At 63.2% G+C, this 20,717-nt stretch carries 18 protein-coding genes; 3 read left to right on the top strand and 15 right to left on the bottom strand.

The genetic code is table 11. The annotated features are described in order from the left end of the window. The first annotated feature begins 27 nt into the window (after positions 1 to 27). Positions 28 to 1,008, top strand: a complete 981-nt coding sequence (locus tag AB1K63_RS05800; protein WP_366959014.1) for a phytase — start codon at positions 28 to 30, stop codon at positions 1,006 to 1,008. A 367-nt stretch (positions 1,009 to 1,375) separates the two neighbouring features. Further along, complete coding sequence (locus AB1K63_RS05795; protein ID WP_366959013.1) at positions 1,376 to 3,667, top strand: EAL domain-containing protein; 2,292 nt, start codon at positions 1,376 to 1,378, stop codon at positions 3,665 to 3,667. Between the two features lie 165 nt (positions 3,668 to 3,832). Here AB1K63_RS05795 and AB1K63_RS05790 read toward each other — a convergent pair whose 3' ends face one another. The 10 genes from AB1K63_RS05790 to hisG all read right to left on the bottom strand — a co-directional run bounded on the left by AB1K63_RS05790 (position 3,833) and on the right by hisG (position 15,912). Beyond that, complete coding sequence (locus AB1K63_RS05790; protein ID WP_366959012.1) at positions 3,833 to 4,729, bottom strand: acyl-CoA thioesterase II; 897 nt, start codon at positions 4,727 to 4,729, stop codon at positions 3,833 to 3,835. A gap of 30 nt (positions 4,730 to 4,759) precedes the next feature. Further along, positions 4,760 to 5,809 (bottom strand): GNAT family N-acetyltransferase, encoded by a 1,050-nt coding sequence (locus AB1K63_RS05785; protein ID WP_366959011.1) that lies wholly within the window; start codon positions 5,807 to 5,809, stop codon positions 4,760 to 4,762. Beyond that, on the bottom strand, positions 5,806 to 6,687 hold the full coding sequence (locus AB1K63_RS05780; RefSeq protein ID WP_366960651.1) for a transcriptional regulator: 882 nt from the start codon (positions 6,685 to 6,687) through the stop codon (positions 5,806 to 5,808). The genes AB1K63_RS05785 and AB1K63_RS05780 overlap by 4 nt, the downstream gene beginning before the upstream one ends. Positions 6,688 to 6,697: 10 nt before the next feature. Further along, positions 6,698 to 7,729, bottom strand: a complete 1,032-nt coding sequence (locus AB1K63_RS05775; protein WP_366959010.1) for a GNAT family N-acetyltransferase — start codon at positions 7,727 to 7,729, stop codon at positions 6,698 to 6,700. A 395-nt stretch (positions 7,730 to 8,124) separates the two neighbouring features. After that, positions 8,125 to 10,185 carry an alpha/beta fold hydrolase gene (locus tag AB1K63_RS05770; protein ID WP_366959009.1) on the bottom strand — a complete coding sequence of 687 codons (2,061 nt, stop codon included), beginning with the start codon at positions 10,183 to 10,185 and terminating at the stop codon, positions 8,125 to 8,127. A 191-nt stretch (positions 10,186 to 10,376) separates the two neighbouring features. Further along, a complete protein-coding gene (locus AB1K63_RS05765) occupies positions 10,377 to 12,533 on the bottom strand; it encodes a sodium-translocating pyrophosphatase (protein ID WP_366959007.1) in 2,157 nt (718 codons plus the stop codon). A 106-nt stretch (positions 12,534 to 12,639) separates the two neighbouring features. Further along, a complete protein-coding gene (thiL, locus tag AB1K63_RS05760) occupies positions 12,640 to 13,512 on the bottom strand; it encodes a thiamine-phosphate kinase (protein WP_366959006.1) in 873 nt (290 codons plus the stop codon). Then, entirely contained in the window at positions 13,509 to 13,952 is a 444-nt protein-coding gene (gene nusB, locus AB1K63_RS05755) for a transcription antitermination factor NusB (RefSeq protein WP_366959005.1), read from the bottom strand. The genes thiL and nusB overlap by 4 nt, the downstream gene beginning before the upstream one ends. Continuing rightward, entirely contained in the window at positions 13,949 to 15,244 is a 1,296-nt protein-coding gene (hisD, locus tag AB1K63_RS05750) for a histidinol dehydrogenase (RefSeq protein ID WP_366959004.1), read from the bottom strand. Before hisD ends, nusB begins: the two co-directional genes overlap by 4 nt. Then, a complete protein-coding gene (hisG, locus tag AB1K63_RS05745) occupies positions 15,244 to 15,912 on the bottom strand; it encodes an ATP phosphoribosyltransferase (RefSeq protein WP_366959003.1) in 669 nt (222 codons plus the stop codon). Before hisG ends, hisD begins: the two co-directional genes overlap by 1 nt. 41 nt (positions 15,913 to 15,953) lie before the next feature. Between hisG and AB1K63_RS05740 the strand changes: the two genes are divergently transcribed. After that, positions 15,954 to 17,051: a DUF2332 domain-containing protein gene (locus AB1K63_RS05740; protein WP_366959002.1), complete on the top strand. Its 1,098-nt coding sequence runs from the start codon at positions 15,954 to 15,956 to the stop codon at positions 17,049 to 17,051. 9 nt (positions 17,052 to 17,060) lie between these two features. Here AB1K63_RS05740 and AB1K63_RS05735 read toward each other — a convergent pair whose 3' ends face one another. The 5 genes from AB1K63_RS05735 to AB1K63_RS05715 are packed head-to-tail and all read right to left on the bottom strand — an operon-like array spanning position 17,061 to position 20,679. Next, positions 17,061 to 17,972, bottom strand: a complete 912-nt coding sequence (locus AB1K63_RS05735; protein WP_366959001.1) for an alpha/beta hydrolase — start codon at positions 17,970 to 17,972, stop codon at positions 17,061 to 17,063. Then, positions 17,969 to 18,796, bottom strand: coding sequence for an SDR family NAD(P)-dependent oxidoreductase (locus tag AB1K63_RS05730; RefSeq protein WP_366959000.1), 828 nt, complete (start codon positions 18,794 to 18,796; stop codon positions 17,969 to 17,971). The genes AB1K63_RS05735 and AB1K63_RS05730 overlap by 4 nt, the downstream gene beginning before the upstream one ends. Positions 18,797 to 18,818: 22 nt before the next feature. Beyond that, entirely contained in the window at positions 18,819 to 19,700 is an 882-nt protein-coding gene (locus AB1K63_RS05725; protein ID WP_366958999.1) for a pirin family protein, read from the bottom strand. Beyond that, positions 19,697 to 20,413, bottom strand: coding sequence for a glutathione S-transferase (locus AB1K63_RS05720; RefSeq protein WP_366958998.1), 717 nt, complete (start codon positions 20,411 to 20,413; stop codon positions 19,697 to 19,699). Before AB1K63_RS05720 ends, AB1K63_RS05725 begins: the two co-directional genes overlap by 4 nt. Continuing rightward, the gene (locus AB1K63_RS05715; protein WP_366958997.1) at positions 20,410 to 20,679 is read right to left on the bottom strand and encodes a BolA family protein; all 270 of its coding nucleotides are present in this window, start codon (positions 20,677 to 20,679) and stop codon (positions 20,410 to 20,412) included. Before AB1K63_RS05715 ends, AB1K63_RS05720 begins: the two co-directional genes overlap by 4 nt. Positions 20,680 to 20,717 lie beyond the last annotated feature (38 nt).

The raw sequence follows: 20,717 nt of genomic DNA, 5'->3' as shown, positions 1-20,717 counted from the left end.
CAAAGCCTGGCGCTTCTCTCTCTCGGCATGGCTGGGGCCTGCGCTACGATCCCCATCACCGGAGACCCCGCGGTGCCTGTCTACGCCGTCGCGGAAACGGAGCCGGTTGCGACGAACAATGAGGATGCGGCGGACGATCCCGCCATTTGGCTTAATCCCGACAATGGTGCCGAAAGCCTGGTCATCGGTACCGACAAGAAGGGCGGCCTGTACGTTTATGACCTGACGGGGGCGGTCCGCCATTTCCTGGCGGCACCGGGGCTCAACAATGTCGACCTCGTCGATATGGGGAGCGGGGGCATCATCGTGATTGCCAGTGATCGGAGCGATCTCGCAAATTCGAAGTTCTCGCTTTTCCGGCTCGAAACGGCTTCGGCCGAACTGCGGCCGATCGGACAGGTGGCGAGCGGACCGGGTGAGGGATACGGAATCTGCGCGTGGCGCCAAGGCGAAGCGCTGATTGCTTACGCCGTGCCCAAGGAAGGCGAGATACGCGAATATCGCGTCACGCTGGACGGCGGGCCTTCGGCCGAGCTTCTGCGGACGATGCGTGTGCCCAGCCAGCCGGAAGGCTGTGCCATCGATCAGCGCAACGGGGCACTTTACATCGGCGAAGAAGCTGGCGGTGTCTGGCGCTTCGAAACTGGCCGGACGGATGGCGAACTGGTCGCCCGCGTCGACAACCGGAATCTCGTGGCAGACCTCGAAGGTCTGGCGCTCGTCCCCGAAGGACGCGACGGCGGATGGCTCTATGCGTCGAGCCAGGGTGACAACACCTATATGCGCTATCGCCTGCCGGACATGGTGCCGGCAGGTCGCTTCCGCATCGCACAGGGCGAACTGGGATCTACCGAGGAAACCGACGGGATCGAAGCGATGCGCGGAGATTTCGGCCCGGCCTTCCCGGGCGGCCTGTTCGTTGCTCAGGATGGTGTCAATCCGGGATCGGCACAGAATTTCAAGTTCGTGCCACTCGGTGCGATCGAGGCTGCCCTCGGCGATCAATAGGCGCCTCCGGGAGTGGATTTCGCCGTGGTTCGAAGCTCGTGTTTCTGGTCCCAGTTCGGCAAAGACGGTTAACGTCTCAGCCTGATCAGTCCCGCCGTCCTGATTTTTCTTGAATTCGTCTGCTTGCCTCCGAGGACTTGCTGGGCGCTCGGCAGCACGGCGCGGGCCATTGATATTCTCGGGTGATAACAGCGCGATACCCGCGCTGCGGCGGGCCGGATGAGTCGCGGCAATCCCGTCTGCATGCACGTCACTAGGTAGAATTACCTGCTTCGTCGCGGGCGCGGAACGTCGCGTCTGTGAACGCCCTGTTTACCTTAACACGATAGAGAACACGCAGGGTTCGCTCCTAGTAACCAGGACTATCGTGCGCAAACTGACCAGCAACATACGGCTCCGCCACGCTGTGATCGCGACCCTCGTCGCGTTCGTGGTGGGGCTGGTCACGTTGTTGCGACCGCTCGATATCGGGGTGTGGACGACCCAGTCGAAGTTCTTCGATCATTCGGCGAGCGGCGATATTGTCTTCGTCGAGATGGATGGGAGCAAGTTTCCCAGCAACAGCGAGCAAAACGACCAGCTTGCCGAGGTCCTAGGACGTCTTGCCGATTCCAATGCCGAAACGATCGTCGTCGATCTTCCTATCAAGCTCAGCCGCTCCGACCGGACCAATGACGACTTGCGGTCGGTACTTCAGGCCAATCGCAATAGGGTCCTTCTGACCCGCACGGTGCGAAGCGATTTCCACGACAGCGAGACCTATTCCGAAACGGATCCCTTCTTTACCAGGGGTATGCCGCAGGTAAGCCGTGACTATCAGACCGACTTTCTCGGCTTCGTGTGGGATATAGGAGCCCGGCAGTCCTGGGATGGGGCCGAACTGGAATCGCTCAGTTTCGCGATCGCAGGCGAAGATACATCGCGGTCCTTCGTGCTACCCGATTACACAATCGACCCGGCAACGATCCCACGTATCTCGGCGCTGGACCTTAAGCGAATTCCCGCGACCGATTTGCGCGGCAAGACGGTTGTCATTGGCGAGGCAGGGCCGAATTCTGTTCTCGTGAAGGTGCCGGACGCCGGAATAGTACCGTCGAGCGTCATTCACATCATCGGAGCGGAAACCTTGAAACGGGGAACGGGCTACACCGCGCCCTGGATCGTTTTCGCGCTTTTCGCCATCGCACTCATCGCCGGGGCCGCGAAATTCAAGAAGGACAGGGCGAGGCGCCTGTTCTATTGTTCGTGGGTAGCGGCGCTTCTTGTCGTCTTCGTCCTGAGCGCTAAATTCGGCATCCGCATCACCTTTTCCGAACCTGCATTGCTCGGCGCCTGGTACGCGATGCTGCGCGCGATAGCGCGCTACAAGCGGCGGCACGTCTACATCGACAACCGGACGAAGCTACCGAATTTCGCCGCCCTCCAGCGTGATGTCGAGAACGGTGACCATGGACCGTCTCATGCCATAGTTGTGGCGAAAATTGCCAGGCTCGACGCCATGTTCGCCAACCTGCCGCAAGGAGAACGCGCTGGCTATTTGAGGCAGATCGCCTCCCGCCTTGCACTCGGCGATTCGGGGACGGCGATCTATTACGACGGCGGGAAGTATTTTGCCTTTGCTCTGAAGAAGACCCCAGACCTCGACCTGCAGGCGCATCTCGAAGGGCTGCGAGCGGTTGCGTCTCAGTCGATCGCGACGGGCGACCGTGCTCTCGATGTTTCGCTGACCTTCGGCGCGGACGAAGGAACCGGCAAGCCGATAGCCAGCCGGTTGAGCTCGGCGATTGCAGCCGCCGACCAAGCGCGCGAAGCCTATCGCCCCGTCTTCGTTATCTCCGAACTCGAAGAGAACGGAGATACGTGGGACTATTCTCTGCAGGCGCGACTGGAAACGGCGCTCTCGGAAGACCGCATTTCGATCAAGCTTCAACCGCAGGTGGATTTGCGAACGGGAATGATCGAGGGGGCCGAGGCGCTGGCACGATGGGTCGACGAGGAACGGGGCGAAATCTCGCCAGCGCGCTTTATCCTGCAATGCGAACGCGCCGGAAGGCTGGACGAACTGACCAAGCGCGTCGTGCTGAAAAGCTTGCGCGCCGCGTCCATGCTCGGCGAACACGGCCACCAGCCCAAGATCTCGATCAATGTTTCGGCGATCCAGTTTGTGGACAACCGAATCGCAGATCTGTTCGAGGAAAATCTGCGCAAGTTCGAGGTCGATCCGGCGAGCCTTGCCATTGAAGTCACCGAAACGGCTCGCATCGAGGATTTCCGGTCGGCGAGGGACGTGTTCGAGGAGATCCGGCGTACGGGAATCCGCTTCTCCATGGACGATTTCGGCGTCGAAAGTGCGAACCTCGAGGCATTGTTCGAGCTTCCCTTCGACGAGATCAAGATCGACCAGATGTTCGTCCGGCAATTGGCGTCATCTTCGCGCGCGCGTGCGATCGTTTCGAATGTCGTGCGCATGGCGGAGGAGTCGGAGATGCACTCTGTCGCAGAGGGGATTGAGGACGCCGAATCATACAGATTGTTGCGTGAGATGGGCTGCCGCACGGGGCAGGGCTTTTACATTTCCCGGCCCCTTCACTTGGTCGAGTTTCGGGAAATCCTTGTTTTACAGAACGATAGTCTGAGGCCCAAGATTCAACAGGGTTAATGCTTTACAAACAGTTAAGGTTAACATACTCCTGCTGGTGACGCAGCTAGGAGAATTGTTATGTTCCGTTCGATCTGGGACTGGATCTACAGCTAAGATCCTTTCATTTGACGTGAAAAAGGCCTCCGTTCGGAGGCCTTTTTTATGGGCAAATGCCTGCCGTCCTTAGCCCTTCTGTCTGCGCATCACCCCTTCCTGTGCCACGCTGGCGACCAAGCGGCCTTTGCGGTCATAGATGCTGCCGCGGTTGAATCCCCGGCCGGAGCCGCTCCAAGGGCTGTCGGTGCTGTAAAGCAGCCATTCGTCGGCGCGGGCGTCGCGATGGAACCAGATGGCATGATCGAGGCTGGCGCCCACGATTTCGTTGCGCATCCAAGACAATCCATGGGGCAGGGCACTGGTGCCAAGAAGGGTGTAGTCGCTGGCGTAGGCGATGACCGCACGGTGCAGGGCCGGATCGTCCGGCAGAGGGGCTACCGTCCGGAACCAGCTCTCAAGCTGTGCCTCGCGCGGCTCGGTATTGGTCCAGTGCCGCGCATCGGGTGAGCGGATTTCGATCGGACGGGGGCGCAGGAGGATCGCCAGTTGCGCCTCCGACATATCATCGCGCCGCTTCTCGACCATCTTGCGGCGCAGCTCCTGGTCGGACACGAGCTCTTCGGGCGGCGTTACCGTCGGCATCGAAGACTGCTGGTGCTCGATGCCCGTCTCCGGCCGTTGAAAGCTGGCGGTCAGGTTGAGGATCGGCTCGCCAGACTGGCTGGCCACCACGCGCCGGTTGGAAAAGCTGCGGCCGTCGAAATCGCGCGCGATCCTGAGATCGATTGGCGGTCCCTCTTTTCCGCCCCGCAGGAAATAGGCGTGGAGGCTATGCGCGATCTTGCCATCGCCGACCGTGCCCTGCGCCGCCTGCAGTGCCTGGGCAATGACCTGCCCCCCGAAGACGCGCCCGACGCCGCCCGGTTGCGGCTTCGCCTGCCAGTGATGATCGTCGGTCGGCTCTACCGTGAGCAGGGAGACAAGGTCGTCGACGAGGCGGGCGGGATCGGTGTTTTCGTGCACGCTTCGCCATGCGAAACGCGGCACCGGCCGTCAACCGCGCTGCCAGATCCGTTTGAGGATGGGTGCCAGCAACCTGCTGCGGACGAAGAGCAAGTCGGAAACCGAGGATCCCTGCGTCGCCCCCATCTGACTCTTGTAGCCGCCGTCTCCCAAACCCCAATCGATGCGGGCGATGCCCCGGTCGGCGGCGTCCTCGAAATCGTAATACAGCAGCACGCGACCGGGACTGAAATTCTTGAACCGCTGGTCGAAATTGTTTGCGATGCAATAGCGCGTGTCGCCCGTCTCCAGGCAGAAAGTGAAGGCCGCCGGCGTGTCGCCGACATGCAGGATGTGCCCGCGGATCATGCCTGCCAGGACAGGATCACGGCTCATTTGCGTCCAGGTCTTGCGAAGCGCCGGATCAGCGAACTTGGTATCGCCTCCCTCTTCGAGCTGCCCCACCCAGGAATTGCTCTCTATTCGCGCGATCGCCTCGCGGTCTTCCTCCGTCCAGTTCCTGCCATCAAAGGCGCGGATCGTCACGGGGCCCGTTTTTCCCAGCTGCCGGACCCGCCAGCGATCCTTCTGTTTGCCCTTGCTGGAAGGCCAGTTCCCGCCCGAACGAAGGGCCTTCAGGTCCAGGACGAACAGCGAGCCAACTGGCCGGGACAGCACGGTCCAGCCCGCGGCTGTGGCTGCACGGACGGTCGCCTCGAGCGAGGGATCGTCGTCCACAGCGGGGCCGAGCCGCCAGACAGGTCCGAGTTCCCTGCCAAGCGATTTCGATGAAAATGCCTTGCGAAGCTCATTCGCGTCCGCCGTGGCGCGCACGGGAAAACCGCGAAAAGGCCAGTAGGGCCCGGCAATCTGCGAGATACCCACCGGCCCGAATGCCTTCTTCGAAAGCGGCATGGCCGCGAGCAATTCACCATCGCCGGAACGGATCGGCACGACGGTTTCCGCGGCATCGGTGCCGGAAGCGAACCATGCAGCCCGCATGAACCGGCGCGCCGGATGCTCACCTGCGGCAAGTGCGTCCAGCGCAGACCAGTCGGTCACGAAAGCGGCGAAATCGTCGGCGGGAGGCAAGGCGGTCATGACGGGGAAGGCGGACCGAAGACCTTGCGCCAGGCCCGAAAACCGAGACGCTTCCACCGGTTGCTCCCCGGCCAGCGATGCGGCGGATTCGGGTTCATTCCGGCCTGCCTCAGGATCGCGTTGAAGCAACGGGCTCCCGCCTCGTCATAGGACCAGTTCGACCGCCAGGTGATCGAGAGAGAGATCGAGCTTCCCGGCCCGTTGCGCACGAAATGAGGCGCCATGACCGGAACATAGACGGCCTGCCCCGGTCCCAGCGGAAACTCGCGACCGTCGGAAAGGAATGCGTCATCCCACACGAGCTCTCGCGCGCCGCCAAGGTGATAGCTTTCGTGCACCCGATCGGGCGCGAAGCGCGCATCTCCCGCAGGGAACTGGGTCATGACCTTCGTCCCCTTCAACTGCAGGAGGATGTTATGCTCCGGGTCGAAATGATAGGGCGTGACCGCGTTCGGCGAGGAGATGAATATGAAGCCCTGCGGCGTCAGAAGTTCGCCGGTCGTCGCTTCGATCTGGGGTGCGAGTTCGCCCAGCAGCGCGTGCAGCAGGGCCGCGTATTCGGGATCCTGCTCGATGTTCTTCAGGACTGCCCAGCTGTTGCTGGTGGCGATGGCGCGAATCGTTTCTCCGATTGAGCGCCCGGTCGATCCCGGTTTGCCGTCCACCCCGATCGGCACGTCGCCCCGGTTGTACTCGATGGAGTTTTCCGGAAGGCGTTCGGCCAGTTCTGCCAACGCATCGAGTTGCATCTCGCTTCGCAGGGACAGGCCGTGCGTCAGCCTATGCGGCACTTCCGGGTAATTACGAGCAAACAGCGCGCGGGCGTCTTCGTCGAAGGCAATTTCGTCATGAAGCGGCTCGCCGTCCAGATGCTGCATCACGCCCATGTCATAGTCCTTTCAGGTCCTCGCCGGTTTCGCGGCGCAGGATTTGGCGGCAGAGCAGGCGTCGCGCCTTGCCGCCGATGGCAACGCTGACCCGGACCATGCGCCGTCGCTCGCGCCAAATGCGGTCGATCATGGGATGATCGGGCGCGGCGCAGCTGTCGGTCCAGGCGATATCGGCGCGATCAAGCAGGGCGAGGTTCTCGCGCTGCAGCAGGACGCCGGGAGAAAATCTCGCATATTCTTCGTCGAAGGCGGTCTTGTAGGAAAAAGCGCCGGGCGGAACGATGAAATTGGCGAGCATAGCGATCGGCTTGCCGTCCAGCGTGAGGCTCAGCCGTTCGAGCGCCCCTGCGCGCGCGGCGCCCGTCAGCGTTTCACGGAATATCGTGTCGGTCGCCGGCGCTGCGGCGAGGCTCGATCCGTTCTCGCCCTTCCAGCCTGCTGCTTCCAATGCAAGGAATGCGGCGATCCAGTCGTCGAGCGTCTCTTCCCCGGTCTCGCGCGCGAAGGAGAGCTCGCCCACTTCCGCCAGGCGCCGGTGCTGTCGACGCAGTTCCTTGCGCTTCTTCGTGCTGAGGGATTCCTCGTAGTAGGCTTCCGATCCAAGTTCCGTGTTCAGGGAGGCCCGGTCCTCTTCCTGAACGATTGCGGCTGCGCGCCCTTGGTCTGCCGTGACGGCTTTCAATCCTGCGAAGACCGGGCCGTCGCGATCCATCAGCGGTATGTGCAGGAAGAGTGCGCGGCCCGAATTGGCATCGCACCAGTCGAGCAGCGCTCGCCAGAAATCCTCGGCTGCGCCTGACCTGACGAGCGGGGTTCCGTCGAAAGCGTTGGCATGCAGCCAACCGCTGAAGTGGGGCAGGGGATAGCCGTAATAATCGCCCCTGAAGGCCAGCGGCATGAGCCCGGACAGTTGTTGACCGCTGAAGAGCGATGCGAGCTTCACGCTGCTCTTCGGATCGAGTGCGTCCAGCGCAGGCCGAAGGCCCCATTCGGTGAAGAAGGGATTGGGCACTTGGGCGTCGGCAGACAACTCGGACCAGACAGCGTTGTCCAGAGCGCACGACTCCGGCCAACGGGCGACCTCGAGGTGCGGAGCGGCGGTTGCCGTCCGGTGCGGTTGATGAAACTGGTTAAGCGCTTCGCTACGCACGTGTCCGCCTGCAGGCACTTGCGGCGGAATTGCCGCGAATGCGGCCTAGCGGGGAGAGACTGACGAAGGCTTAAAGAAAAGCCGGGTGTATCAGGATGAACCCGATCACCCGGCTTTCCTAAACGAGGACGCGGATCAGACCGCCGATTGACCGGCCAGTGCAGCCAGAAGCAGCAATGCCACGATATTCGTGATCTTGATCATCGGGTTTACGGCTGGTCCAACAAGGACTTCGAATTGAAGGCTAGATAGAGCTTGCAAGTCGGGATCACGAACTAGTTGAAGCTGAGAAGCTCTGGCTTAACTCCATCGTCCTCAGGAATATACGCCGGATTAAACCGTTCCAGCCATGCATAAGCTTCTTCGATCCATTCGATATGGACATCGTCATAAGGTAAATTGTGCGTACCCTCCGGTTGAACAACGTATTTGAAATCCGTTCCTTCTTTCTTTCCGGCACCTCGTAGAGCGGACACCAGTGTTCGAGCCTGCTCCATCGGAATGCGTGCGTCTCTCTCTGCCGCCACGATTAGAATCGGGGCCCAATCGCCATTCGGATGGCGTGCCGGAGAAATCGCTTCCGGATCGTTGGAGGTTGCTTGGAAGCCGCTGCTGAATCGACCGAGATTGTCTGCATCCCACTTATTCATCAAAGGCATGTCGTAAACCCCCGCACCAGCAACGGCGCATTTCCAAATTTCAGGGTCACGTTGCGCGCCGCGGGCAGCAGCGAAGCCCCCATACGACCATCCCATAATGCATGCGCGATTAGGATCGATTACGCCCTTTTCTCCGTAGTAAGTGAGGATATCGTTCAGATCATCCTGCATCCGCTTGCCATAACCGCCAGGCTCGCGACCCAATTGTTCGAACTCTTTTCCGTAGCCTCCAGAACCACGATAGTTTGGTTGAATGACCACATAGCCTTGCTCTGCCAGCGGCTGGTTCCACGGTTCCGTGCTGTTCGTAGCAGAAAGGACCCCAAAAGGTCCGCCGTGGGGCATGACTACCACCGGGAGGTTTTTTTCTCCCATGCGATGTCGCGGATACGTGACCACTGCTTGAATTTTTGTTCCGTCGCTAGCTTCGTACCACTCGGCTCGGACGGGATTGAGCGGTGCGTCCTTAAGCGTATTTCGCTGCCAATTCAAAAGCTGGACTTGACCGGTTTTGGTATTGAATGAGTAATATCCGCTGGCACGCTGTTTGCCTCCCGCGTTGAAGAGAACCATGCCAAAATCTTCAGTATAATCGACGAGGCTGACCTCGCCTTCGCCGAAGGTATCCTCCAGCATACGCTTGATCGCCTTCAGATTTGGATCCGTATATTCGACCTTACGCTCACCATCAAAGACGCTGTATCCAAGTATTTTTCCATTATCGTCGGTAACGACGCCTTGCACATCAAAGCCGGGAGTTTCGAAGACCGTTTCGACCGGCTTCATCGTTGTGAGGTCGAGTTTGTACACTTTCGTGTGACCCTCATGACGCGACGTCGCATAGGCCATATCCGTCCCAGGAATGAAGGCTATTGGCGTAGGAGGCCCTTCCGTAAAGGTTTCGTCCGCTTCGTTGTATACTGTCTTAAAATTGCTGTCGTTCTCGCCCTTGTACAAAATGCGAACTTTGCCCGTGTCGCCATCGTAAGCGCTCCCAAAACGAAGATTCCCACGCGAGTCGGCCGACCAACTCCGAACAATCGGATTGGTCCGCTGCACGCGTTTAAATTTCCCCGTATCGACTTCGACTTCACCGACTTCCGGAAAACCCCATCTCTCGGTGCTGTTTGCAACGCTGTCGCGCTGGAGAAGGTATGTTCCGCTTGCGTGATCAATATCGAGAATGGCGCCCGCGTCTGCACCGGAATCGCGCCAAGCCTGATTGACAAGATCGCCGGACACGACGTCGTAGGCAACGAGGCGGCGGAAATCACCGAGATTCCCATTGATTTCTTCCCGCAGGATGACGGTCATCACTACATGTTCGTTTCCAATCCATCGAAACCCCGCCAAGGTACGGTCGCCACCGCTCCGAGCCTCTTCGGCAGCGAGGATTGGTTTCTCTTCGAGAGTTTCAAGATCGAAGACGACGAGTACCTCCCGACCATCCTTCCCTGTCAAATACGCAAGCTTCTTCCCGTCTGGAGATATCCTCGTGTTGCGCATCGTTAATTGCTTCACGAATTCCGCGACAGGAATTCGTTTGTTTGCCGTTTCTGCAACCTGAGGCGGCGTTTCTTGAGCGAATGCCGACATTCCATCTGGGGTCCCCGACAATATAGCAAAAGACATTGCACAGGCGCTTGCACCGCGAAAAATAATACGTCTGATCGTCATTGTATGCGTCCCCAAATCTATGGTCGATCCCGCGACCTTTGTGACCAGCATTAGCCAAGTCAAAGCTGGAGTAAGTCCAAAATGGCTACCCTTAGCTCAACGTTTCTATGATGCATAACGTGGTCTGAACCGCAAGTTAAAACCCCGTCTGACACAAGCTGAACGGGGTGTTAAATCTCGAATATTATGGTCTATGCCCCTTGACCGGCCAGCGCAGCCAGAAGCAGCAATGCCACGATATTCGTGATCTTGATCATCGGGTTTACGGCTGGTCCAGCGGTATCCTTGTAGGGATCGCCCACCGTGTCGCCGGTGACTGCCGCCTTGTGGGCCTCGGAACCCTTGCCGCCGTGATTGCCGTCCTCGATGTATTTCTTCGCGTTATCCCACGCGCCACCTCCGGCGGTCATGGAAAGGGCGACGAAAAGGCCGCCGACGATCACGCCGAGGAGCAAGGCCCCAAGCGCCGCGAAGGCGTTTTCCTGCCCGGCGATGAGGAAGATGCCGAAATACACTACGATCGGAGCGAGAACCGGCAGCATCGAGGGGATGATCATCTCCTTGATCGCGGCCTTGGTCACGAGGTCGACCGTGCGGGCGTAATTGGGACGGCTGGTGCCGGCCATAATGCCCTTGTCCGCGGCGAACTGCTCGCGCACGTCCTTCACCACGTCACCGGCAGCGCGGCCAACCGCGGTCATGCCCATCGCCCCGAAGAGGTAGGGCAACAGGGCGCCGAGCAGCAGGCCGACGATGACGTACGGGTTCTCCAGGCTGAAATCGACGTCCGCATTCGGGAAGAACTCGGCGAGGTCGGTAGTATAGGCCGCAAAGAGGACAAGCGCGGCAAGGCCCGCCGAACCGATGGCATAGCCCTTGGTCACCGCCTTGGTCGTGTTACCCACCGCGTCGAGTGCGTCGGTCTTTTCACGAACACTGTCGTCGAGGCCTGCCATTTCGGCGATGCCGCCTGCGTTGTCGGTGACCGGGCCATAGGCGTCGAGCGCCACGACCATGCCTGCGAGTGCCAGCATGCTGGTGGCAGCGTAGGCGATGCCCATGAGGCCGGCGAGCTGGTAGGCGCCGATGATGCCGGCGACGATCGCCAGCGTCGGCAGGGCGGTCGATTCAAGGCTGATCGCCAGACCCTGGATCACGTTGGTGCCGTGGCCGGTTTCCGAAGCCTTGGCGATCGACTTGACCGGGCGGAAGTTCGTCCCGGTGTAATACTCGGTGATCCAGATGATGACGCCGGTCAGCACCAGACCGATGATCGAGGACCAGAACAGGTCCCAGCCGGTGAAGGGCGCGATGGCCGCGGTACCTTCTTCCGAAATGGGGGCGCCCGGATCGACAGCGCCGAGGTTTTCGGCGCCGATCGCGACGTTCATGTCGCCGAGCGCGTACTGCATCACGAGCCAGATCAGCGGGATCGAGAGGACGGCGGTGACAAGGAAGCCCTTGTACATCGCGCCCATGACATTGGTGCCCTTGCCAAGGCGGACGAAATAGGTGCCGATGATGCTGGTGACGATGCAGGCACCGCCGATCAGCAGCGGCAGGGACATCATCGGGAGCAGAAGGTCGCCGATGTCGGCGAGCAGCAGTGCGGTCAGGACCATGGTGGCCCCGACAGTCACGACATAGGTTTCGAAAAGGTCCGCGGCCATGCCGGCGCAGTCGCCGACATTGTCGCCCACATTGTCCGCGATCACGGCGGGGTTGCGGGGATCATCTTCCGGGATACCGGCCTCGACCTTGCCGACGAGGTCGGCGCCGACATCGGCCGCCTTGGTGAAGATGCCGCCGCCGAGGCGCGCGAAGATGGAAATGAGCGATGCGCCGAAGGCGAGACCCACGAGCCCGTCGATCACTTCGCGGCTGCTGGCGCCGAGGCCGAGGAAATCGACCATGACGTAGAAGAACACCGCGATCGCGAGCAGGGCGAGGCCTGCGACGAGCATGCCGGTGATCGCACCGGCGCGGAAAGCGAGCGTCAGGCCCTGCTGCAGGCCGCTCTGCGCGGCGGCAGCGGTGCGGACGTTGGAGCGGACCGAGATGTTCATCCCGATATAGCCCGCGACACCCGAAAGGATCGCGCCGATCAGGAAGCCTGCGGCCGGAATGACCCCGAGAAACACGCCTACCAGGACGACCACGACCACGCCGACGATGCCGATGGTGGTATACTGGCGGTTGAGGTAGGCCTGCGCGCCTTCCTGGATCGCGCCTGCGATCTCCTGCATCTTCTGGTTGCCGGCTGCGGCGCCCAAAACCTGTCGGCTGGTAATGAAGCCGTATAGAACGGCCAGCAGGCCGAGCGCGATTGCGATCAATACAAGTGTCACGAAGGTTCCCCAATCCCAGAGAAGAGCGCGCCCGCTTTCTACGGGTCACGCATAGGAATGCCTGGGTATAATTGGGGAAGGCCGCAGGGCAAGCCCTCTCGCGCGCTCAGTGGTGGATGTAGCCGAGAGCGTCTCCGTCGGCGGGTGGCTTACCGTCCAGCAGGAGCGGCGATCCCGACAGGTCGAGGACTCGTCCAATGCGCGCAGATGCCGCCGCCGGTTTCGTGCCCGGCCGCAGGGTGAAGAGCAGGGCGTAGTCGTCTCCCCAGCGAAGCGTGTCTGCGCGCCGGTTCGCGGGCGCTTCGATCGGGACGCTTTCGGTCGCTATGTCGATGGTGACTCCGCTGGCGCGCGCGATGCGGGAGGCATCGAGCAGCAGTCCGTCGGAAACATCCATCATTGCAGTGACTTGCGCGGCCAGTGCGGCACCCTCAGCCAGCAGGGGATGCGGACGGCGATAGGTACCGATTGCCACCTCCTTGCCGTTTTCTAGGGCTTCAAATTCCATCATCGCGGCACCGACGTTACCGCAAAGGTAGAGTGCGTCACCTGGCCTGGCGCCGCTGCGTGCGGGCACCGGCATGCTGGTTGCGCGGCCGATGGCCGTCAGGCCGAAGGTCCGCGGCGGTCCGCCCCTGACGGTGTCTCCGCCGATAAGCGGGACCTCGAAGTGCGCCAGCACGTCACGCAATCCTGCAATGAAGCGCTCGTTCTCGTCGCCGAGCATGTAAGAAAGAAGCACGCCGACCGGCATGGCACCTTTCGCCGCCAGGTCGGAAAGATTGGTGGCGACCAGTTTCCACGCCACGTCGGCCGGGTCCTGTCCCGGGAGGAAGTGAATGCCCTCGACCATGGAATCGTGGGTGACAACCAGGGTCTCTCCGCCGATCTCGAGGACGGCCGCGTCGTCCTCCAGATTGCGCGCGGCATCCGACAGGTCGAGCGAACGGAGGGCCGCGATGAAGGCGGTTTCGTTCACCGCACCTCTTTCGCGATACCGTCCAGGATGCCGTTGACGAATTTCGCCTCCCGATCGTCGAAGAAGGCCTTTGCGACGTCGACATATTCGCCGATCGCCGTGCCGATCGCGATGTCGGGACGAGCCATCAGTTCGTAAGCCCCGGCGCGCAGGACCTGCAGCATCGTCTTGTCGAGCCGTGCCAACGTCCAGCCCTGAGCGAGGCGCGCGGTCAGCTTCGCGTCGATCTCGTCCCGGCGGGCATCCACGCCGGACACGACATCGTCGAAGAAGTCGATGTCGGCATCCGCCATCTGCTCGTCCTCGATCTCGCGGCCGAGCCGGTGCTGGTGGAATTCGTTGAGAAGCTTCGCAAGGGCGGTGCCTTCCATCTGCTGCTGGTAAAGCGCCTGCACCGCGGCGAGCCGCGCGGCGGAACGCGCCTGGGAGCGTTTGTTCATTTGCCCATCCTCAATTCGATCGATCTGGCGTGTGCGGGCAGCCCCTCGGCATGGGCGAGCGCGATGCCGGCAGGGCCGATCGCGTCGAGGCCGTTGTCGCCGACCGAGAGGAAGCTGGTGCGTTTCATGAAGTCGAGCACGGAAAGGCCGCTGGCGAAGCGGGCCCGGCGCCCGGTCGGCAGGACGTGGTTGGGTCCGGCGACGTAATCGCCCACCGCCTCGGGAGTCATCCGGCCGAGGAACACGCTGCCCGCATGTCGCAGCCGGTCCATCATCGGTTCGGGGTCGGCGACGGCCAGTTCCACGTGTTCGGCCGCCAGACGGTCGGCGAGCGGGACCGCCTCGTCGAGATGGTCCACCACGATGATCGTGCCGTGCGCATTCCAGCTCTCCTGCGCGACCTTGCGCGTGGAGAGCATGGAAGACTGGACCGTGACCCGGTCTTCCACCCGGCGGGCGAAGGCGGCATCGTCGGTAATGAGTATCGATTGCGAACTGGGATCGTGCTCCGCCTGACTGAGCAGGTCGGCAGCGATCCAGTCGGGATCGTTCTCGCCATCCGCGATCACCAGGATCTCGCTCGGCCCTGCGACCATGTCGATGCCGACCACGCCGTAAAGCTGCCGCTTGGCCTCCGCGACCCAAGCATTGCCCGGACCGGTGATGACGTCCACCCGCGCGATCCGTTGCGTGCCGTAGGCCAGCGCCGCGATCGCCTGCGCCCCGCCGATCCGCCAGAGCCGGTCCAGCCCGGCAATGTGGGCGGCCGCCAAAACCAGCGGATTGATCTGCCCGCGCGGCGTGGGGGAGACGGCGACGATCCGCTCGACCCCGGCCACCTTCGCCGGAATGGCGTTCATAAGGAGCGATGATGGATAGGCGGCGCGCCCGCCCGGAACGTAAATGCCCGCCGCGTCCACCGCGCGCCACTTGGCCCCCAGCCGGACCCCGGCATCGTCTGTATAGTCCCGGTCTTCGGGCAGCTGCGCTTCGTGATAGGCGCGGATACGCGTGGCGGCGAGATCGAGCGCATCGCGCAGGTCCGTTTCCAGCGCATCGTAGGCCCGGCGAAAGGCGTCCGGACCGAACCACCAGCTTTCGTCGCCATCGTCCAGTTCGTGCCGGTCGAAACGGCGCGTCAGTTCGATGACTTCGGCATCGCCTTCCGCGCGCACGTCGCGCAGGATCGCGGCGACATCGCCGCGGACGTCCTCGTCGCTTTCGCGGCGCGCATCGACCAGCCGCGCGAAGCGGCTTTCGAAATCGGCGTCCCTGCTATCGAGCCACAGCATCAGGCGGCCTTTTCCTTCGCATCGGACCGGAAGGCCTGGATCAGTTCGGCGACACGCGAGTCGGTCTTCATTGCGGCGCGATTGGCGATCAGCCGCGCGGAAATGTCCATGATGCGGGCGGTTTCCACCAGCCCGTTCTGCTTGAGGGTCCGCCCGGTGGAAACGAGGTCCACGATCCGCCCGCACATGCCCAGGCTGGGCGCGATTTCCATCGCGCCGTTCAGCTTGACGCATTCGGCCTGGATGCCGCGCGCCTCGAAATGGCGGCGGGTCAAGTTCGGATATTTCGTCGCGACCCGCACGTGGCTCTCGTTGGGGCTCGCGCCGTCGACCGAGGCAGCACCTTCGACCGGTTCCGCCACCGACAGACGGCAATGCCCGATATCGAGATCGACCGGCGCGTAGAGGTCGGCGTAGTCGAATTCCTCGATCACGTCGGAGCCGACGATCCCCAGTTGCGCGCCGCCATGGGCGACGAATGTCGCGACATCGAAGGCACGCACGCGGATGAGCGACATGTCGTCGCGGGTGGTCGCAAAGGTCAGCGACCGGTTGGCCTTGTCGTGGAAGGCCTCTTCCGGCACGACGCCCGCGCGTGCCATCACGGGCAGCGCTTCTTCGAGGATACGGCCCTTGGGCACGGCGAAGGTGAGCGGAGCTTGGGACATGGCGCGCCAGATAGGGCCGGGTACCGGAAAGGGCAATCGCGATGGCAATCGACAGGGACGCGCAATACGAGGTGATCGACCCGCAGGCGACCGGGACCGAGGCGGTCGATCGCGCCTTCGAGAACCAGGTCGCCTATTGCCGGGACAACGGCGCGCAGATCACCGCGGATATTTGCGCGGCCTTGCGGGAATTGCTGGATAGCGAGCGGGGCGGGGCAGTCATGCGGCGCGTCCGCATGTGGGCCGGACCGCCGCTGGCCGATGCACTGCCGCTGAGAGTGGCGGGCGGGCTGCACGCGCTGCACCTGTCGGGCGATGCGCCCGAGCTCGCGCCGCTCTTCACGGGACAGCGCGTGAGCGAGGCTGCCGCGCTCCTGGCGGACGTCATGGAGCGGCACGAAGCGGTGCTGATGCCGTGGCTGGACGGACCGCCGCAGACCAACGAGGCGGGCCGGTCGGCCTGCTACGCGGCGGCGCTCCTGTGGCTGGCGGACCGCGGGCTGGCGGGCGATTTCGCGCTGTACGAGCTGGGGTCGAGCGCGGGCGTCAATCTGATGATGCGGCGCTATCGCTACGACTTGGGCGGAACGACCACCGGCCCGGCCACTGCGCGGATGCAGATTGCCCCCGACTGGCGCGGGGACCCGCCTCCGCAGGCGGACATCGACATCGTTGCGGCGCGCGGCTGCGACATCAAGCCGGTCGACCTGACCGATGAGGACGCGGCGCTGCGCCTGCGGGCCTATATCTGGCCAGAGCAGACCGAACGCTTCGCGCGCCTCGATGCGGCCATTGCCGCGGCGCGGACCTTTCCGCCCGAGGTCGAGCGGCAGGCGGCCGATGCCTTCGTCGCCGCGATGGCGCAGAATGAAGGGCCGGGCGCCGGTACGACGCGCGTCCTGATGCACTCGGTCGTGTGGCAGTACCTGCCGCAGGAGCAGCGCGAGCGGATCGAGGCGACCATGGAGGAACTGGGCGCCGCGGCAAGCGAGGATGCGCCGCTCGCCTGGATATCGCTCGAAGCGAACCGCGACCTCCACCGCCACGAACTGCGCGTGCGATACTGGCCCGGCGGCGAGGAGTGGCACACGCTTGCGACCGCACACCCGCACGGGGCGTGGATCGAGTGGACCGGCTGACGCGCCGGCTCAGCCGGTTCGGTCCAGAAACGTGTCCATCGCCGCGTTGACCGCTTCGGGCGCTTCCCACGGCACGAAGTGTCCGCAATCGGGCACCTTCACGATTTCCAGGTCGGGGATCACCGCGTCCAGGCCTTCGAGGTTTTCGGGCGGCAGGGCGCGGTCTTCCAGCGCCCAGATCACCAGTGTCGGGATCTTCAGGTCGGGCAGGCCGGAGGCCGAATAGCCATCGGGCAGTTCGAAGGGCTCGTCCATTGCCGGCACCTCGACGGGACTCGCCCGGTACCAGTTGAGCATGCCGAAAGCCGCCTCGCGGTCCTGCCAGTCCTCCAGCAGCGCGTCGCGCTCTTCCTTCTCCATGGCATCGGGGCGGTCCCACTTGACCTCTTTCATGAGGATGCCGACGAGACCGTGTTCGCGCACCAGCGCATCGTTCCCGGTATCGCGGAAACCCCGCATGTACTGGCTGGACTCGCGCTGGTGGCGATTGGTGTAGAGCAGCTTCTGGAAGACTGCGGGATGGGGCGCGTTGGCGATGATGCAACGCGTGACGCGGCCCGTGCCGGTACCCTTCTGTCCCATCAGCGCCACGCCCCAGGCGATCGCGCCGCCCCAGTCGTGGCCGACGACGGTGAATTCGTCCACGCCCAGTTCCGCCGCCAGCAGGAACACGTCGCCGATGAGCTTGTCGGGCGTGTAGGCCGATACCTCCTGCGGCTTGGAACTGCCGCGATAGCCGCGCTGGTCCGGCGCGATGCAGCGATAGCGGTCCGAAAGATGCGCGATCTGGTGGCGCCAGGTCCGGTGGCTTTCCGGGAAGCCATGCAGGAACATGAGGACGGGCGCGTCCTTCGGACCTGTGTCGACGACATCGAGCTCGATGCCGTTGGCCAGTGTCACGCGTGTCAGGTCCATGCTCATTCGTCCGCCTCCATCTTTTCCATGTATCCGTTGGCGACCATCGCCGCGACCTGGTCGAACAGCTGGTCCGGCGTCCGGCGCATTTCGCCCATCGCTTCCTCCATGCCGCGCGCCACGATGATTTCCCGCTGGTTGAGAGCGATCGCGTCCAGCATCGTCGCAGCCGCTTCGTCTGCGGGGATGCCCTCGTCGATCGCACGGTCGCTGCGCCCGCGCGCCTTGCCCTCGCCGGTCAGCGCGTTGCGCGAAACGTTTGTGGCGACCGATCCCGGATAGATCACGTGGACGTCCACGCCGTTCTGCGAAAGCTCGGCCCGCAGGGCGTCGGCATAGCCGGCAAGACCGAATTTCGCCGCGCTGTAGGCGGTGCGCATCGGCACGCCGACCTTGCCGGCGATGGACGAGATGAAAACGAGCCGCCCCGATCCGCGCGTCGTCATGTGGGGAAGCAGCGCCTGCGTCGCGGCGATTTGCGCCGTCAGATCGATGTCGATGATGTCGCGATAGACCTCCATCGCGGTTTTCGTCGCGCGGCTGCGCTGGCTGATGCCGGCATTGGCGACGAAGCCGTCGATCCCGCCGGACCATTCCAGGGCCCGGCCGCGCGCCGCCAGCATCGCGTCCTCGTCCCGCACGTCGAATGGCAGGGCCAGGGTTTCGGTGGCGATCTCCGTAGCGACCGCCTCCAGTCGGGCCTCGTCACGCCCCGACAGCACGATCCGCGCACCGCGCCGGCCCAGTTCGCGCGCCAGCGCCGCACCGATGCCGCTGCTCGCGCCGGTGATCCACCATGCGTGGCCTTCGAAGGCATTCGCGTCCGCCATGTTTTCCTCCCCGTCCTCGCTGTCAGGGATAGCTGACCGTCTTCGGCTGATCGGGCAAGGGAATCCGCTCGTGCTCGTCCCCGGGGACCTTGGGGAACCGCCCTTCGCGCCAGTCCTCCTTCGCCTGCTCGATCCGGTCCCGATCGGAACTGACGAAGTTCCAGTAGACGTGGCGCTTCGTGCGGAAGGCTTCGCCGCCCAGCAGCATGGCGCGCGCGCCCTCGCGCGAGCGCAGCGTCATCGCTTCGCCCGGCTTCAGGACGGTCAGTTCGAACAGGCCGAGCGCGATGCCGTCCACTTCGGCTTCCCCGCCGACCAGCATGAGGGCGCGTTCGTCGGCATCGGCCTCGATCGGTATGGAGCCATTCGCGCCCAGCAGGATCTCGGCGTAGATCGTCTCGGCATGGGTCGTCGTCGTCGCACGCTCGCCCCAGAGGCTGCCCATGATCACGATCGCCTTCGTGCCCCCGTCCTCGATCACCGGCAGGTCGGAGACCGCCTCGAACGCCGGATCGATCTCCTCGCGTCCGTCGGGCAGGGCCAGCCAGGTCTGCATGCCGTATAGTTCCGGCCCCTTGGCGCGCTCTTCCTCCGGACTGCGTTCGGAATGGACGATGCCGGTGCCGGCGGTCATCAGGTTCACCGTGCCGGGACGGATCGTGCTGAACGTGCCCAAGCTGTCGCGGTGGTCGATGGCGCCCTGGAACAGCCAGGTTACCGTGGCGAGGTTGATGTGCGGATGCGGGCGCACGTCCATTCCGCCGCCGATGTCGAGCTGACCGGGTCCGAACTCGTCCACGAACACGAACGGGCCGACCATCCGCCGCTTCGGGCTGGGCAGGGCGCGCCGGACCTCGAAGGCGCCGAGATCGTGGGTGGTGGGGGTGACGGTCTGTTCGATCATGCGTCGAGCTCCGGGTAGTGGCGGAAGATGCCGTCCTCGTTGAACGCGATCCGGCGGTCCGATGCAACATACTGCGCAACCCCGTCGATCCTCGCGACCGCGTCACGGCACGCGATTATCTTCGGATACTCGCCTTCCAGCTCGGACATCCGGGTCGGGAAAGCATAGCGCAACCCCTCGACCAGCTCGAACAGCGACGTGTCGACATGGCTCCAGCCTTCGCCCGCCACGAACGGGCCTTCCCGCTTGCCCAGCGCCTTTTCGAAATGGTCGAAATATTTCGGCATGCGCTCGTCCCGGAATGCGGCGGCCGCGCGTTTCGCCTCGTCCTTCTGCTCGTCGTAATAGGCGCTGTCAGCCACCGGGTGGTGCGTATCGTGCGCCTCCGCGACGATGTCGGTGATGGTCAGTTGCAGCTGGATCAAATGGAGGTCCGTCCGGCTATCTCCGGTGCCCAGATCGTGCCGGTCCGTCAGCCAGCTGAGGATATGGGCGACATGGCTGATGGCGAAGCCGCTGTCGTCCACGATGTAGGGCGGGGCCCAGGGCGCGAAATCGGGACCGTCCTCGCGCGCTTCCATGTCCTCGACCAGAGCCTGCGCATCGGCCTGCTGTGCCCTGTCGCGCCACTCGATCCCGGCAGCGGCCATGAACAGGCGGACGAATTCGCCGCGACCCTGCAGGCCCGGCCAGTACCACAGGTCGTAGCTCATTGCGTGGGTGCGCTCGCCTGGATGGCGACCGCGTGGACCCGCTCGCCCACGATGTCGCCCAGTGCGCCGATCACCGCGCGCTGGCGTTCCAGCCGGCTCATGTCGCCGAAGGCCGGCGCCTCGATGACCACGGTGAAATGCGATTCGCCGCTGCCATCATCGCCCGAATGCCCGCGATGGGTGGCGCTGTCGTTGATGATGTCCAGCCGGGTTGGCGCGAACGCCTCGCGCAGCTTGGTTTCCATTTCGTCCTGTACCGATGCCATGTCCGTCCTTCTTTTGGCCCTTCAAATCCGGCGTCCTA

It is taken from the genome of Qipengyuania sp. JC766, assembly GCF_040717445.1.
GTDB lineage: Bacteria > Pseudomonadota > Alphaproteobacteria > Sphingomonadales > Sphingomonadaceae > JC766.
This window is presented reverse-complemented; position numbering and strand designations above follow the sequence as displayed.